We start from the raw sequence: 14925 nt of genomic DNA, 5'->3' as shown, positions 1-14925 counted from the left end.
CAATCGCAAGTTAGACACTGTTCCATCTCTTTCACCTACCGCTTATGCCAGATCAACCTGCACCAGAAATTGAGCTGTTACGTACAGCGTATGAGGCCTTTAACGCGCGTGACGCTGCTGCCGCCCTCGTCCTCATGACGCCAGATGTGGCTTTGCCGCGAGCGTTCAAAGGCGGTTTTGTCCATGGACATGAGGAAATCCGTGCTTACTGGACGGAGCAATGGAGCGAGATCAATCTGCATGATGAGCCAGTTGCCTTTCACCCGGTGGAGGGTGGGCAGGTCTTGGTCGAGGTCCATCAGGTCGTGCGCGATCTGGCTGGAATTGTGCTTGCAGATGAGCACGTTGGTCATCGTTTCACCTTTAAAGATGGATTGATTCAATCTATGGAAGTCTGCCCACTTTCATCATCCGGACTTGGTGCCTAACAACGCCGGTTGTGTCGCAAAAACTTTTTAAGGACAAACGATCGGTAATGTTTGCATCCCCTGAAGCAGCCATGCCAAAGCTTGCTTCCATAAACTTGGTCGGAGACCTCGGCAACAAACTCAGCTGAATCATTTGCTTGAGCCACGTCAATTGTTCTTAGCACTCTCACCCTTCAGTAGATTCAAACTGTTGTCACGTGGTTAAAGATGATCACCAAATTGTGCAAAAAACCAAGTTCGTGAAATTTTGCACACCTCAAAATGAGGTAACTCCAAGCCGATTTGCTCAAACCTTAGCCTGGAAAATTTATAAACTTCTTTGAACTGGGATAAACGACATTGACCATGCAATGAATTGAATTCAAAGCAACGACGTTGATCGCGCGGCTCTCAGGAAGACGACATCGATCACGCGACAGTGTTTTTGGGTCTCAAGGACAAAAAAAAAGAAGCTATGATGCATAAGCTGCAAACTTTTTAGCTTGGGAACATCTTGCGACATTAATGTGTGACCCGCGTCATATATCTAGTGACCGTACATTAGAACTACCCGCTCAGTTTATGATTCTCTCGAATGCGGATCCGAAAGGGTGCCAGTGGATCATGCAGCAGATACTCAAACTAGTCCTTGCCCACGAACTCCCGGTCAACCGTCAGACAAGTGATTTACCGTTCACCGAATCGTTCTAGAAACTGGTTGAATAACCGCATGCGTTCATCACTGTTAGAGTTGCTTCGCTTGTCGAGCAGACACCAAACTAGGGGAAAGGCAGCGCCCTCATGAATGACCCCGAGCATCAGGATGTTGAAGACACAATCGCCGAAGGTCACTCCGTTCGATCCAGCGATAAGGTTCAAGGCTCTGGAATAGCCATCAGAGCAACAACGGTTTGCGCAATCTCAGTGTAATTGAGTTCGTAGGAGCGGAAGAAGCGTTGCAGATGTTTGTAGTGTGAATCGATTTGTGCCTTACCGCTGAAGCCTGTAGCCAACTCGGAAAAGTTTACCGTTTTCACCTGCAACAGAGCAATGAGAAACGCAGCCAAAAAGCTTAATTTTGCTCCATGCCAGGTCAAGCGAGGGCACAAAGCATCTCGAAGTAGAGTAACCTGATGCATGAGGGTTTTATGGACGAATGTGGTAATTCTCATGAAATCCTCTTCTACTCACTTTTCACAAGCTTTTGTCCTGTACTTAGGGCTTAGTCATCGGTTCTACGAGGTCAGGGGTCTGGAAGACGGTAAGCTTTAGAAAGACAATTTCGATCTTATAAATTTAAGTTGGCGGCTAATGGCTAAGTTACGCTTGGGATTGGAATGGTTTTTGAATCCAGACCATGTGCCTCTGCTGGTGGGGTTGAAGCAGGGATGGTTTGCAGATCTAGATATCGATTTGGAATTAGTTGAACCATCCGAACACATTGATGCGATCACCCAGATCCAGGACGGAACGCTCAATATTGCCATTACGGAGCCAGTGCATCTAGTTGAAGATCGCAGTAACGGTCATCCGGTCATTGGTTGGGCGCGGTTTTTACACACTAATGGTGGGGTCATGTACTTTGCAGGGCAAGGGATTGAGCGCCCCAAAGATATGTTGGGCAAGCGCTTGCAATACCCCGGCGCACCTTCAGCTTTAGGAAAGGCGATCGCTAAAACGATGATCGAGGCGGATGGCGGTCAGTTCACTGATGATGCTATCACCCCCGTAGACAATGGTTTCTTCCACACAGACGCACTCATTGACAACAAAGCAGACTGTGCAACGCTAGCGTTCTACAACTTTGAAGTGATTGAAGCTCGGCTTCGGGGCTATGATGCTCAGTTTTTTGCCCTCAAGGATTGGGGCATTCCAGATTTCTGTCAACTCATTTTCATCACGACTCCAGAGTTATTGCAGCAGCGACGGCAAGAACTCCAGGCTTTCCTGAAGGTATTCCGACGAGGCATTGACTTCATCCATCAGCAGCCTGAAGCGGCACAGGCAATTTATAACCAGCACACAGGAGCCTATGCTGATGATGCGATCGGGCAAGCTATCTATCAGGCAACCGTTCCCTGTTTCACTTATGACTTTGCGATGACTACTGACTACTACGACCAACTACAGACCTGGATGCACCATACTGGGCAGATTGCCAACTGCTTACCCGTCACCACCTACTGGACTAACTTACTCGCTCTTTAAGCGGTATTAAGGCGTGCTTCCAGCCAGATTGTTTTCGTTGTAGTTGTAACTTGATGATGACAAATGACGGAAGGATGCTCTAGTCCTCCAATCAAGTGTGGCTCGAATCCAAGAGCGGCAAGTTTTTCAAAGACAAAGGTGGCGATCGCTTGCTCCGATTCAATCGATGGAATCGAAGTAAGCTGCTGAAGAAATTCAGTAATTTCTTGAAGGGGAACTAGAGGAGGAACTAAAGTCATGCTGCGAATACCATTACAGTACTCCAATCATTCTGCCCAATTAGATGGCATTACGAGTTTACTTTGGCTCTTCCATTACCCCTTGCAGAAAGGCGATCGCTACATGCAACAGCGTATAAAAAACCCCTTTAATCGAGTATGGGTCATATTCCCCGCCGCTCTGCGGCGAAACGTCAAGCTTGCAATCCGACTCCTTGGGGTCGGGAGTAAATCTGCTTCCATACCCCGTCTGCTTGCAGCGGGGTTCTTGATCGGCGGGTGGAACAGGCAAAAGTGATGCTGTCCCAAACGGACTTGGCGATCGCAGCACCCGTCGTGCTCGCCAGTCACTGGATGGCTAGTGCAGCGCCAGAAATGTAGCTGCACTAGCCATCCGGCGGATAGGCGCAATCCTCGACGAGAAAGATCCTGCCGGTCCAGCGTCGCTCGAAGACATGGAGCGGGTACACGGGGCTGCTCCTGCCGCACTAGTATTCGAGGGTGGGCGGCGTGTCTGGCTATCTGGCGATGCTGCCAAGGGCAAGATCGAAGCCGTTGACGGTCGATCGCTCGCTGCCACCGCTTTTTCCACGTTCGACATCACGAGTCTCCATGCCGCTACCGGGGCGTCGGATGTACGCTTCGACTTGGTGACTGACGAATCGTCCAGCCATCGCCGGGGCAGTGAGACGGCTCACGAGATCATTGTCGAGATCGAGGGCAAGTCCGATGGTCGAACGAAGCATTCGCGCTCGACGCTGGAGTTCAAGCATGGCGCATGTTCACTCACGGGTCTCAGTATCGTTCTTTCGCTCGAGTCGGTATTGGGACTGAACAGTCGTTCTCCTGCCCGCCCTGGGCTTTACCTACCCGAACTACTGTTGTGACTGAGCAAAAGATTTTGCGCAATTTGCAAATAGGTAGCACAAGCTTATAAAGTTGAAACCTGTGCGCGTTGCAGGGTTCTATTTACTTCCAATGGCTGTTCCTTAAAGGCAGTTGGATGTCAACTGATCAGAAGCTAGAACACTAGACTGGAGCTGCTCTCACTCGTTGCGCAACTCATTTGCAAATTGCGCTATATTTTCTGCTCATTCACAACAGTGGTCTACACCGAGGAGCAAATGAATGCAGCGGTGAGTGGATCAAACCCACCCCAGAAACTTCTGGGTGTCTTTGCGGCTATTCATACCTTTGATGATGTCACTGAGGAAGCACTTGGTTTAAACACAGCAAATCCACAGCCGCTCTACGTCGCCACCGCTCCGACGGTGGCTGAAATGCTGGATACATCGCTCAAAATCCTCAAGCAAGACCCAGATGGCTTCTTTGCAGTGGTTGAGGAAGAAGGTAGCGATAACTTTGCCAACAACAATAATGCGGTTGGCGCGGTGGAAGCGATTCGACGAGCCGATGTGGCGATCGGGGTTGCCATAGACTACGTTGATAGCCAAGATCCCAACACGCTGGTGATTACGGCTGCCGACAGCGATGCCGGGGGTTTACAGGTGGTCCAGTATGTGCCGTATGCCCGTCCGACCGGAAATTTCACCAGTACCCCGGCACTACTCGACAGTGAGCCTCAAGTGCCTTTTATCAACGTCAACCCAACGACGAACACAACTCGTAATTTTCTGGATGGTGTGAATGGCAGCACGGCGAGCGCTGACTTTCCCTGGAGACCATTCACGTCGATGGCTAGTCTGGATGGTGCCATGGGAAATTTTGCCGTTGGGTGGGTCGGCACACCCGACTTCCCTGGCAGCATTGTTTCCAAAACCTACGGTATGAATGCTGAACAGCTGCCTAGCACTTTAGACAACACCGAAATTTACCGCCTTATGTACCAAACATTGTTTGGAGTGCGTTTTTCGGCAGTGGTCAAGGCTGAGGGTGGAGCCAGGACGGCTGAAGTGGCGGCAGGCGAGGGCTATCTAGCCGTAGTAAATTTCGGCGGGCTTGGTCGCGGTGCCAATCCTTCAGAAAACACGATCGCGGAAGTAGACACGATCCAATTTAAAGGTGCAGACTTGACCGCTCGCAATCTGATACTGACTCAGAACGGCGATGATCTAGTGGTCAGTTTTGAGGGAGTTGCCGATACAGGCGCCATTCTACGGAATTTTCAATTGGACAACCTGGACAATTTGAGCCAGTCTACTGGAGCATCTGTGAACCTTGGAAACCTTGCGTTTGATGGTCAAAGCAGTGTTCAAGACAGCTTTGACGTGTTTGATGCGGAGTGGGATTTAGAGCAAATCTTCAACCGCAACTCGGTCACCTTTCTCAACGAGCTAGACAACAGTGTGCGCGGGTTTGATCACTCCGATGATGTCATCGTTCTTCTGCCGTGTAGAAGCCACCGAGGTTTTTCTTCACGGCGGTAGCAGGCTTGTCTACAGTTGGGTCGTTCGTCAGCAAGTTTCCTGGTAAGTCCCGCCAGCGAAAGTTTTGAAAGGTTCGCACATTCGCTGTGTCGATCGGATATTTAGACAGCAGCAACATGCCAAACTGACCGGGGAAGTTACCGAAACCATAGGCATCATCGCCATACCCTGGCGCACCTGGAGTTGTTACCGCAGCACCGTTGTTGTTCAGGTCAAAGCCAGAGGCAACACCTGTATTAGATGGCGCAATGTAAGCATAGGGATACTCAACAGGTGTGGCACCGTTTTGACTGACAGAGAGATAGTTTTGCTGCAAAAGCTGCACAGGCTGAAGCGGGTTAGCAGTCACGTAGTCAAATTCATTGATTAAGAGCACATCGGGGTTAACGCGCTGGATTGTTTCAGCCACCGCCTTTACCTGGGCATTGTTTGGCGTGGACAGATCAGAAACAAGCTGTCCCTCTGCGTTGCGGTTCAGTGAAGCATTGAACTGGGAAAAACGAATGGGGGCGCTTGCCATAGCGGTGTCCTGGGTAAAGGAATCGGTGGTGAAGTCAGAAATTTGCTGAGGGCTACAAAGAGCGCTGCCATTTTCTGTACCAATCTTTACCAATCTCACAAGAACTTTAAGGTGTCTCTAACGCACCGTTAACAATGTCAGTAGTTTTACCGAAACGTTAGCGCGATCGCCTGATCAGTCTTTTCCTTCCTAGCAGACTACTCTCGGCTAACAATGAACCGTGATCGAGTTTAAAGCCAGCATAGGCTTCAATCTCGATGCGGAAGGTGCGGTCAAACATGGTTGCGACTCGTTGGCTCTCGACTCCTTCAGCCTCATCAGGGTTAGCGGTGAGCGATCTCGTTGGTAGTAGCGATCGCGTGCTCGTTTAAACATGGGTCAATGAAAATTCTGTGAAGGCTCGGCAGTCGGACTAGCGGTAGCAGTTCTGTAGGTGCATGGTTAAAGAGCACCTGTACCTGCTGCCTTCATGAACCGCCATCTTTGGTCAATCGCTGCCGCTGTTGGACTTGCCTCAATGACGCTCACTGGTTTGCGTGCCGAGGCTTTACCAGTGGAGTCTGATAGTGCTTGTTACATGACCACTGCGTCTGGGCAAGTCATCGACCTGAGGCAATCGCTCTGCCGCACTCAACCTGCCAGCCGTTCGAGCCAAACACGTTCCTCCTACAGCCGCCCAGCTTCGTCTCGCTCGCACACGGGAGTTCGGTCTGTGGTGAAAAGGGTTAACGGTGGTGTGACGACTACGGTGTACTCTTCGCCTGGCTATAACGCAACCATGCGCTCTGTTTATTCGGACTCCAACTATGGCTACAGATCCGGTCGGCGCACCCAAACGTCTTCATCGTCCAGGTATTAAACTGCTAGTGCTTCGACACAGGTTGCAACTTTGCATTTAGGTAGTCTACGACCGCAGACTATGTTTTCGTTGTTACGGTTTCGGCCGCCAGACACTTTTCACAAAGCTTCTTAACATACAGTTCTGTTCCCTTCTGCCTTAAGCCCTTTACGCAAACTTCATAGAGCCTTCAAATTAGTGTAGTTTTGCCTTGACTTTCCGCAATATCCCTCAGTGTCCGTGAAGTCAGACGCACTATTTTTTTAGGGGTCTACTTATCGCCGTTGGTGTCGTCTACTCGCACTGAGTCACTAAGCAAATCGGAAGGAATCCTGCATGACCAGCGATCATTTAATGCGTCTGGCTACTCGATCGCAGACCTTTAGCAAGCTAGAACGAACAGCTACGGCGGTCCTGCTGCTGAGTTGGCTGTTGCTGAATAGGGCTACGCTGGGCTGGCTGATCCAAACAGTTCAAGAAATCTCATTGTTTAACCAGGTTATGCTGCTGGCTGGGGTCGTACTCTTGCTCATTCAAGGCGTTCGCCATCGGCAGCAGTTCCGCTTCTCAGCCGTGCCAATTTTTCATTGGAGTCCGCTACTGCTGCTGCTGAGCAGTGCCATCGGCATGATTGCTGCTCAGTGGCTACTCATGCTTGATCAGGTGCCTGTAGTGTTTGCACTATTGGGTACTTATGGTTTGCTGGGGCTATTTCTAGAGTCTACTGTTTGGCGAAAGGGTTTACCCATTGGGGCGGCGATCGCAGTTATGGTGCCGTTTGGAGTACAATACAGCACTGGACTAGGGTTTCCAGCCCGTATTCTGACTGCTCACACAGTTGAGCTTCTCCTGAGAACTTGGCACGTCGCTGCTTTGTCCTCAGAGGACATCATTGTGCTCGATACGGGTATTGCTCAGGTCGATTTGCCCTGTAGTGGGCTGAAAAGTTTGTGGACAGGTACGCTCTTTTTGTTGATGGCGACCTGGCTGGAACGGCGACAGTTTGGGCTACGTTGGTTAGTTGTGTTTATCGCAAACTTGGGGTTGCTAGCGATCACTAACATCGCTCGCGTGCTGACGCTGGTGCTGGTGGCACACGTATGGCAGCAGGCCACTTTAGCAGAAATACTGCATGTGCCCTTGGGAGTTATCACGTTTGTGGTGGCCTGCGGTTTCACCTTGCTACTGCTGCGCTGGGTGCCGCGATCAATGGCTTCAGGACAAAACGATCACCAGGAGAACAACGTGCTTGCAGACGCAAAACTCCCCTTTCTGCTTGCCGCCTGCTTGCTAGCACTCGCGTTGATTCCTCATCCCCCTGCTCCTGCGGCTCCACCTGCTGTCACGAAGTTGGATTGGGCGATCGCAACCCAGACCCAAACGATTCCACTGACACCGACTGAGCAGAGCTTTTTTGCCAACCATCCTGATGTAGTAGCGCACAAGCAGCGCTTCACTTATCAAGGACTCACTGGCTCGGTTCTGTTAGTTAGCAGTCCCAGTTTGCAGGCGCATCACGCTCCCGAACTCTGTTTAATTGGCAGTGGATTTCACCTAGATCACATCGCTCCACAGCAATTTGTTGCGGGACCCTTGGCACGCTGGTTGTCCTTAAATAACAGAACCCAAACGGCTGTCTACTGGTTTCAAGCACCGGATCAAACCACAGGAGATTTTCTGACTCGGTTTTGGCAGGAAGCTTCGCGACAGCAATCGTCCTGGACACTGGTTTCGATTTTGTTTGACCAATTCCACAACCCAGATGATCCAAAGCTGCAAGTGTTGGTAACGGACATCTATCGGTCGCTCGGTGAGACTCTACAAAAGGCTTGAGTCTTTGGTCTGGACACTTGTATCCGCCGCCTATCCTCTCACTTATGAATACCCTCTTTGTCGCTTTTTTCTGGATCTTCAATCTGACCTTACTGGCGATCGTCTACCTGGGAGTGGTGCCCTTTTTGGGGTTAATGCTCTTGAGCGATGCAGTCACCGGGCAGGTGCCAGTCAACTTCCTGCTAACATTTGTTGGCTTAGTCGGCGTACCAACGACTTGTACGATCGCGGGCTTCCGTAACAGCATGCAAAAACCTGCGACGCTGTTTGAGTTGTTTTACGGCATCGAAGCACCGTTGTTGCTGATTTGCGTGACGCGCTTCTTCTGGTTGCGCGATCTCACCTTGCCAACCACCTTTTTACTGCTGACGCTGCTATTGGGCACGATCATCACCGGGCACTGGCTGCTGAATCGGCAAGAAAACTGGCTGCGCGTGAACCTCTGGCATCTGGCTGGTCAAGTAATGGTGCTGGCGATCGCGCTGTACGCCACGGCAATCTTGAGCTTTTACGTGCCGCCAACCCTGGTGAATCTGCTAGCGGCACTGCCAAGCGTGCTGCCCTACGCACTCATCATGCTGCCCTTGACACTTGTGATCGTTGGCTTATGTACTTTGCCGCTTGGCATCTCAGTCATGTATGGGCGATCGCTGCACAGTATCTTCAAGCAACTGGGCACTCGCTATGGCACCTGGCAGGTAAGGGCGTTTATAGGAACCGTTTTAGCGGTTGGGCTAGGAGCCTTTTTGCTGGTGCAGCAACAGCCACAAATTGCCGCCTTCCGTCTGCTAAACCCAGCCCCAAAAACTGATCAGCAGCGGCAGTCTGTGCTGAAAAAGTCGGACACTATTCGCAGTGGGTTGCTAAATGCCTATCTCTCGTCTTACCGCTATCCGCGATCGAACAGCAGTGCGATGGAAGACTATTACCAAAGTAATCTTCGCGTTCCCACCGTGATCGCCCAAACGATCCAAAAGGGCTTCAATGTTCTAACGGCTCCCTTTACCTACCAGGGCACCGCAGCAGACATTGACAAAGCAGCTCAACTCTACGCCCAGTTTTTTGATACGCCCATTCTGCGGGGCGAACACGCTACCATCCAAAAAGCCTTGCAGTCTACCTTTAACCGGAGTGAGGCAAAAGCAGGGCTGGATGATATCAACCAGAAACGGGTATGGCTGGAGTCACAGCACCTTACTGTTACACCGCAGGGCGATTGGGCAGACGTAGAGCTTTACGAGGTGTACCAAAACAAGACAACCCTGCCGGAGGAAGTGCTTTACTATTTCTCGCTGCCAGAAAGTGCTGCTATTACAGGCTTGTGGCTCAGTGATGAAGCAAAGGTTCCGAAGAAATACCCGTTTGCGATCGCGCCTCGCGGAGCGGCTCAACAGGTGTATACTAACCAGGTACAGCGAAATGTTGATCCTGCCCTTTTAGAGCAGGTCGGTCCGCAGCAGTATCGCCTACGGGCGTTTCCAGTGCCAGCGATGACACAAACTCTTGGTTCGCAAACTGAGACACCGAGGCTGTTTCTTTGGCTGCAATATAAAGTGCTGAAGCAACCGTCAGGTTGGCAGTTGCCTACATTGCGAGAACAGCGCAACGTCTTCTGGACGGGCGCAACTAAGCGGTTTGTCAACGGTAAAACAGTTAGTGCCTCAGAGCAGTGGCTACCCGCAACGCTTCCTGCTGAGAGCACACCGCCGACTTCGCACCAAATGACCCTGCCGTGGGGTGCCCAATTGCTGGCAACACCCGTTGCTCAAAGCGGCTACCAACTACCGCAGGGCAAACGCTTTGCGGTGATTCTCGATCAATCTCGCAGCATGGAAGCCCATCGACCGGAGGTTATAGAGAGTTTTCGCTGGCTAAAAGACAAGATCCTGCCACAAAACAGCGCCGATTTATATCTCACGGCGATCGCGCCTGCTCAACCCCAACGCCTTGAGGGCTTGGAGCAAAGCAACTTCGATCCCTCTAGCACTGTTTTCTACGGTATGGTGCAGCCCAAAGAGATGCTGACGCAGTTCCAGCAGTTGCGCGGCGATCGCCCCTACGATGCCATTCTCGTCATCACCGATGCGGGCAGCTACGAGCTGAACAACAACACTAAACTAGCAGGAAAGCTGCCAGCCCCACTCTGGTTGGTGCATTTAGGTGGACTGGCGTTTGCGTATGATGATGCCACCTTAAAGGCAATTCAAGACAGCGACGGCGGCGTTGCTACTCAGGTCCAAACCGTGATGCAACGGCTTGCTACCCAACCCTCACGTGGTGCAGGCACCTCGTTTTTAAATCTGGTTGATGGTTATGCCTGGTTCCTCACCAAAAATGGTGCGACAGCCACTGCGACATCTGAGCAGAAAGCGTTTGGAGCGCTGGCTGCTCGTCAGTGGACAACTCATCTCAGCCATTACCTGCAACCGAACCAGCTAAACGAGTTGGATGCCATTCACGCCGCTGCTAAGCAGTACGGCATTGTGACACCCTACTCATCCATGCTGGTGCTGGTGAACAACCAACAACGCGACGAGCTAAAGCAGGCAGAAAAACAGTCCGATCGCTTTAATCGGGAGGTCGAAGACTCACAACTGCCCCAGCCTAATCAATCGAATATTAGCGCTGTACCTGAACCCACTGAGTGGCTGCTGCTGCTCGCTGGAGCGGGAATGCTCTGGGGTTACAGACAGGTCAAGAGCAACTAAATCAGGTTGGTAGTAATGTGAATCCTCTTAGCACCCATTGCTCTTGCGCTACAGCGTAGACATTGCTTGGGCGCAAGAGCAAGCGCAATTTGATTGCTAGCGCCAGTTTGCTTACCCTGGTTTCAGCTCTCTGTGCATCGGGAACGCGGCTTGAGCAAAGCCCTAGTGGAACGGGCGTTTGCCACAGGGTTTGCAGCGCTTTGTTTGACCGTACAGCCACCATGCCATTTGATTTACTCAGTCACGTCTGCTTGGTACAGCGCAACTAATTTGACACCTCCTTTTACAGAGTTCCTAGAGGCTATAATCCCTTATCGTAAGGTGCCTAGGCGGCGCAACTAATTTGACAGGCCAATGACGGAATCCAAAATGCTTCCTTCTACAAAAAAATGTAAAGACCTTAAAGTAAAAGGTAGTTTACCTCTCATACTTCTTACTTAGCGCAATCAATTTGACGCCAGCGCAAAATAGCGTGACAGCTGACATGTTGGCTGGAATCACCAGCGCTTTAGCTTTGTAAAAAGCTTCGTTATCGACCTGAAGCATGTTGAGGCTATCGGGATACGCTTGAGCAAACTGGTCGAGAAAAAGCTGATAACACTCACTATCGACATGGGTAAATTGCAAAAAGAACTGCTCTCCAGTGGTCGGTTCCACCGCTCCATAGAGCCAAAAAGCTTTGAACTGCCAGCGGCCTCATGGTTTGACTCCTAAATTCGTGCTTAAGCGTCCAACCGTCATCTTCAACCCAAACCGACTCTCGTCCTGAGCAAAGTAGCGCATCTGTTCAAACTCCGGTCTGAGCAGCGCTGCATATTATTTGAGCAGGATGAGGTCGTCGCTGAGGTTTGCTTAAAGGCCGTAAGGGCTGCTAGGTTTTGCTTGGCACGGACGGGACGGGTGGCTTTCAACTTCACGCCTAAACGGTAGCGCAGTTAACTGAGCTAACTTGGCAGCAGTAACAGGAGACTGCTAAAAAATGAGAACAGCAGGATCAAGTGGTACTGCTCAATGCAGCTCATGAGGTTCTTTGTCGTGCTGTATGTGCATAGGCAGGGGTGCCATTGGTAGAGGCAGAAGTCCATCAACGAACGCGAAATACACCTTTGATCAATCTACTTCCCAGGTATTTCTCTAAGCCTATGAGTGCGGCTGGTTTCGTTTCCTAGTAGTGCGTGACCTGGAACTGAAGCCCGTACTTAGGATGGTTACGCCAAAAACTGGTCAGCTCTAAGGTCTGCCCCGGCTGGATATTGGCAAAGGTGCCTGTGATCGTTACTAAGTCTTGCTCTCTAGCAACCTTGAGCCGTGCGATCATGTAGCCAGAGCCCTCTGCATGAAACGTCAGGCGTTCAATGACACCCTGAAGCGTCTCTAATGGCAGCGATGCAACTGAAGCTGGTGAGGGAGCAGTTATGCAAGTGCAGGTGTTCCGATGGTAGGTTTGGGAACAATCTGATCTGAGGCACTCTCCTGACTATAATCCAGTAGTTTGACAGACGGCTTTCGTTCTCTGATGACCTACCACAGCGAAGAAACAGCTTCATTGTGCCTAATTAAGGAATGCTCAGGGTTGCAAGGACGCTCACTGCAACCACCCTAAGAAAAATCTAGGCGCGTTCCCAACCTAGTTATAACTATAAGTTCACCTCTAGCGTCATTCCAACCCGACGTAAGCGCTCTGCTAGAACATCCCCCAACCCGGTTGCTGGTGTAAGAATGCCACCCCGTGTTTGACCACCGGGCAACTCATTGGTTTGTAGTGCCAAACACAAGGCTGCTTCACACACAAATTTGACCGTTGCTCGGTTGCCCGGATCGCCCTGATCTCGAATGAGTCCTCGTACCTGACGCCCGTCTATCGCAGTGCCAACCAAGGCACAGGCAAACCAACCTTCGTTCATCGTTTGCTCCGAAGGTCCTTCGCCCGGTTTCGGCAGGATGGGTTGTAGTAGCGATCGCGTTTGGGGCTGTTGTAGCATCCCTATGAATAGTCCCAGCCCAGCCGTTACACCCGTTGCCTTCAACCATGCCAGTGGCTCATCAAACTTGAGATACTCCTGATAGGTGAAGTCGGGTCCATAAGGTTCCTGCCATGCTTGGTACAAGGCACTACTACGACGGACGATGCGAGTGTTGACAACTCCCATGAAAAAGGGTGCCACCCAGGTGTTGAGGTTCGCATCAAAGGTTGGCGTTTGCGGATCACGGTTGCGATCAACTTCGGCTTGAGAGTGAGAGGCAGGAGGATTGAGGAAAAAAGGGTCATGCATCTGGGTTGCCCCTGATGAATCATAGAGATGCATTGCGGATGCCAGTGTGCCACCGTTGAACCCGCCGAACGCTTGAAAATAAGCCTTGACCGTTTTGCAAGGCACTCCCCATTCTCGTTGTAGGTGACGAACGACCAGATAAGTGCCCAGATCAGATGGCACCGAATCAAAGCCACAACAGGGAATAATCCGTGTGCCATCAGTAGCAGCCTGAGCCTGGTAGCGATCGATCAGGGTTTTGACCCAGGGAGTTTCTCCGGTAATGTCAACGTAATGGGTGCGAAACCGAATGCACGCATCAACCAGGGCATTCGCATAAAGAGCAAAGGGACCAGCCGTATTGAGAATCACACGGGTTTGAGCGACGATCGCATCGATCGCCTGCTGATCCTGGCTATCGGCAACCAGTACCTCTACCCCGACACCAACCTCAGCTCGAACGGCTTCTAATTTTTGACGATTGCGCCCAGCGATCGCCCACTGCACCCCTTCAGACGAGGCATGGTTAGCAAAGTACTGTACCGTCTGCTTACCGACAAAGCCGCTGGCACCGTAAAGGACAACATCATAGGCTCGTTCAGACATGACAACAGCACTCCTAGCAATGGTTATGGTCAAGAACGATTTACAACCGCAAACTTTGCCCTTACAAATGCAGCAGCGATAAAACGCAAGGTTTATTGCCTAACTGCAAGGGCATTGCTTCAATCTGACATTGAATTGCGCCCCAGCCGAAATGAACCGTCTCAGCGCCGTTATAAGGCTGTCCTTGAGAAAGAGCCTTGGCAATCAACGAGTCGGAGGCAATCGATTTATGTTTGGGAATGAAGCCGCTCTGCCAACCACTTGTACGAAGACTCCACCAAATCCGCATTTTCTTTTGAGCCTCTGTGGTTCGTGCTGATTGTTTCTGAGCGGCTTCTTTTTGAGTCAAGGCCTGGTGCCACAGCACTAACGCATGTTCCCCCTCACCATATTGCATCATGCGAACCAGGGTTGCCAGCAAGGACGTTTGGTAGAGGGCTGCCAGCGATCGTCCTGTACTCAAAGACACCTCCAACTCATGCAACCGGGGCACAAACGAAGCCTGCGGCATCAGCAAATCTGCGGCTCCCTGATCGCACAGGCGTTCTTTGTGATCACTGCTCCAGTTTGGCAGAAAGCTACCCCTGCGTGCCTGCTCCTGTGCGTCAAAGAGCAACTCCATCAGCTCATGCCCTTCCGTAAAGCGCTGTCGGACAAGTGGATCGTCTTCTTTAATCAAAATGATGCCTGTGCTGCTATCCACCAGAATGCCCTGCTGTTCATCTAAGGGTGCTCGTCGTGGCGTCGGGATGCCAAAGTGGCTGTAGATAAGCGTTAGGTCTATAGGTGGGTCATCGTTCAGACCAGCTTCTTGGCGTAAAAACTCGACGTACCTTAAGACATCCTGTTCCCTCTGAAGCGTGCCATAGCACGACAAAAACGCCTGTCCAGGATGGCGGTAGGGCATAGTCGCTGTGTCCTCCAAAGACTTACTGCATTGTCATCTTG

At 51.1% G+C, this 14925-nt stretch carries 15 protein-coding genes; 6 read left to right on the top strand and 9 right to left on the bottom strand.

The window, feature by feature from the left end; genetic code table 11:
• Positions 1-44: 44 nt before the first annotated feature.
• Positions 45-428: a nuclear transport factor 2 family protein gene (locus tag H6F86_RS17380; RefSeq protein ID WP_190449994.1), complete on the top strand. Its 384-nt coding sequence runs from the start codon at positions 45-47 to the stop codon at positions 426-428.
• Positions 429-1282: 854 nt separating this feature from the next.
• Here the strand turns inward: H6F86_RS17380 and H6F86_RS17375 are convergent.
• The gene (locus H6F86_RS17375) at positions 1283-1579 is read right to left on the bottom strand and encodes a hypothetical protein (protein ID WP_190449993.1); all 297 of its coding nucleotides are present in this window, start codon (positions 1577-1579) and stop codon (positions 1283-1285) included.
• 139 nt (positions 1580-1718) lie between these two features.
• On the opposite strand from H6F86_RS17375, the gene H6F86_RS17370 reads away from it, so the two are divergent.
• Positions 1719-2615: an ABC transporter substrate-binding protein gene (locus H6F86_RS17370; protein ID WP_190449992.1), complete on the top strand. Its 897-nt coding sequence runs from the start codon at positions 1719-1721 to the stop codon at positions 2613-2615.
• Here H6F86_RS17370 and H6F86_RS17365 read toward each other — a convergent pair.
• The 3 genes from H6F86_RS17365 to H6F86_RS17355 all read right to left on the bottom strand — a co-directional run bounded on the left by H6F86_RS17365 (position 2612) and on the right by H6F86_RS17355 (position 3507).
• Positions 2612-2854, bottom strand: a complete 243-nt coding sequence (locus tag H6F86_RS17365; protein WP_190449991.1) for a hypothetical protein — start codon at positions 2852-2854, stop codon at positions 2612-2614. The genes H6F86_RS17370 and H6F86_RS17365 overlap by 4 nt on opposite strands.
• 58 nt (positions 2855-2912) lie before the next feature.
• Entirely contained in the window at positions 2913-3164 is a 252-nt protein-coding gene (locus H6F86_RS17360) for a hypothetical protein (protein ID WP_190449990.1), read from the bottom strand.
• Between the two features lie 187 nt (positions 3165-3351).
• The gene (locus tag H6F86_RS17355; protein ID WP_190449989.1) at positions 3352-3507 is read right to left on the bottom strand and encodes a hypothetical protein; all 156 of its coding nucleotides are present in this window, start codon (positions 3505-3507) and stop codon (positions 3352-3354) included.
• A gap of 429 nt (positions 3508-3936) precedes the next feature.
• On the opposite strand from H6F86_RS17355, the gene H6F86_RS31925 reads away from it, so the two are divergent.
• Positions 3937-5220 carry an alkaline phosphatase gene (locus H6F86_RS31925; RefSeq protein WP_206756051.1) on the top strand — a complete coding sequence of 428 codons (1284 nt, stop codon included), beginning with the start codon at positions 3937-3939 and terminating at the stop codon, positions 5218-5220.
• On the opposite strand, the gene H6F86_RS17345 is transcribed toward H6F86_RS31925, so the two are convergent.
• A complete protein-coding gene (locus H6F86_RS17345; RefSeq protein ID WP_347240576.1) occupies positions 5168-5839 on the bottom strand; it encodes an endonuclease/exonuclease/phosphatase family protein in 672 nt (223 codons plus the stop codon). The two genes, H6F86_RS31925 and H6F86_RS17345, sit on opposite strands and share 53 nt — an antisense overlap.
• Before the next feature lie 370 nt (positions 5840-6209).
• Here H6F86_RS17345 and H6F86_RS17340 point away from each other — a divergent pair, with 370 nt between their 5' ends.
• The 3 genes from H6F86_RS17340 (at position 6210) to H6F86_RS17330 (ending at position 11119) form a co-directional block, all read left to right on the top strand.
• A complete protein-coding gene (locus H6F86_RS17340) occupies positions 6210-6599 on the top strand; it encodes a hypothetical protein (RefSeq protein ID WP_190449988.1) in 390 nt (129 codons plus the stop codon).
• Positions 6600-6914: 315 nt separating this feature from the next.
• Positions 6915-8411 (top strand): exosortase O, encoded by a 1497-nt coding sequence (gene xrtO, locus H6F86_RS17335; protein WP_190449987.1) that lies wholly within the window; start codon positions 6915-6917, stop codon positions 8409-8411.
• A gap of 44 nt (positions 8412-8455) precedes the next feature.
• The gene (locus H6F86_RS17330) at positions 8456-11119 is read left to right on the top strand and encodes a TIGR02921 family PEP-CTERM protein (RefSeq protein ID WP_190449986.1); all 2664 of its coding nucleotides are present in this window, start codon (positions 8456-8458) and stop codon (positions 11117-11119) included.
• A gap of 417 nt (positions 11120-11536) precedes the next feature.
• Here H6F86_RS17330 and H6F86_RS17325 read toward each other — a convergent pair whose 3' ends face one another.
• The 4 genes from H6F86_RS17325 to H6F86_RS17310 form a co-directional block, all read right to left on the bottom strand.
• Positions 11537-11776: a hypothetical protein gene (locus H6F86_RS17325; protein ID WP_190449985.1), complete on the bottom strand. Its 240-nt coding sequence runs from the start codon at positions 11774-11776 to the stop codon at positions 11537-11539.
• 508 nt (positions 11777-12284) lie between these two features.
• Positions 12285-12437, bottom strand: a complete 153-nt coding sequence (locus H6F86_RS17320) for a hypothetical protein (protein WP_190449984.1) — start codon at positions 12435-12437, stop codon at positions 12285-12287.
• 319 nt (positions 12438-12756) lie between these two features.
• Positions 12757-13977, bottom strand: a complete 1221-nt coding sequence (locus H6F86_RS17315) for a saccharopine dehydrogenase NADP-binding domain-containing protein (protein WP_190449983.1) — start codon at positions 13975-13977, stop codon at positions 12757-12759.
• A gap of 61 nt (positions 13978-14038) precedes the next feature.
• The gene (locus tag H6F86_RS17310; protein ID WP_190449982.1) at positions 14039-14884 is read right to left on the bottom strand and encodes an ImmA/IrrE family metallo-endopeptidase; all 846 of its coding nucleotides are present in this window, start codon (positions 14882-14884) and stop codon (positions 14039-14041) included.
• Between the last annotated feature and the right edge of the window lie 41 nt (positions 14885-14925).

It is taken from the genome of Phormidium sp. FACHB-592, from assembly GCF_014695795.1.
Taxonomy (GTDB): Bacteria; Cyanobacteriota; Cyanobacteriia; order Leptolyngbyales; family Leptolyngbyaceae; genus Stenomitos.
This window is presented reverse-complemented; position numbering and strand designations above follow the sequence as displayed.

Coding starts and splice junctions, on each gene's coding strand:
- H6F86_RS17315 (WP_190449983.1), bottom strand. CDS start 13,977: ATGTCTGAACGAGCCTATGATGTTGTCCTTTACGGTGCCAGCGGCTTT.
- xrtO (WP_190449987.1), top strand. CDS start 6,915: ATGACCAGCGATCATTTAATGCGTCTGGCTACTCGATCGCAGACCTTT.
- H6F86_RS17310 (WP_190449982.1), bottom strand. CDS start 14,884: ATGCCCTACCGCCATCCTGGACAGGCGTTTTTGTCGTGCTATGGCACG.
- H6F86_RS17375 (WP_190449993.1), bottom strand. CDS start 1,579: ATGAGAATTACCACATTCGTCCATAAAACCCTCATGCATCAGGTTACT.
- H6F86_RS17380 (WP_190449994.1), top strand. CDS start 45: ATGCCAGATCAACCTGCACCAGAAATTGAGCTGTTACGTACAGCGTAT.
- H6F86_RS17340 (WP_190449988.1), top strand. CDS start 6,210: ATGAACCGCCATCTTTGGTCAATCGCTGCCGCTGTTGGACTTGCCTCA.
- H6F86_RS17370 (WP_190449992.1), top strand. CDS start 1,719: ATGGCTAAGTTACGCTTGGGATTGGAATGGTTTTTGAATCCAGACCAT.
- H6F86_RS17320 (WP_190449984.1), bottom strand. CDS start 12,437: ATGATCGCACGGCTCAAGGTTGCTAGAGAGCAAGACTTAGTAACGATC.
- H6F86_RS17365 (WP_190449991.1), bottom strand. CDS start 2,854: ATGACTTTAGTTCCTCCTCTAGTTCCCCTTCAAGAAATTACTGAATTT.
- H6F86_RS17330 (WP_190449986.1), top strand. CDS start 8,456: ATGAATACCCTCTTTGTCGCTTTTTTCTGGATCTTCAATCTGACCTTA.
- H6F86_RS17355 (WP_190449989.1), bottom strand. CDS start 3,507: ATGGCTGGACGATTCGTCAGTCACCAAGTCGAAGCGTACATCCGACGC.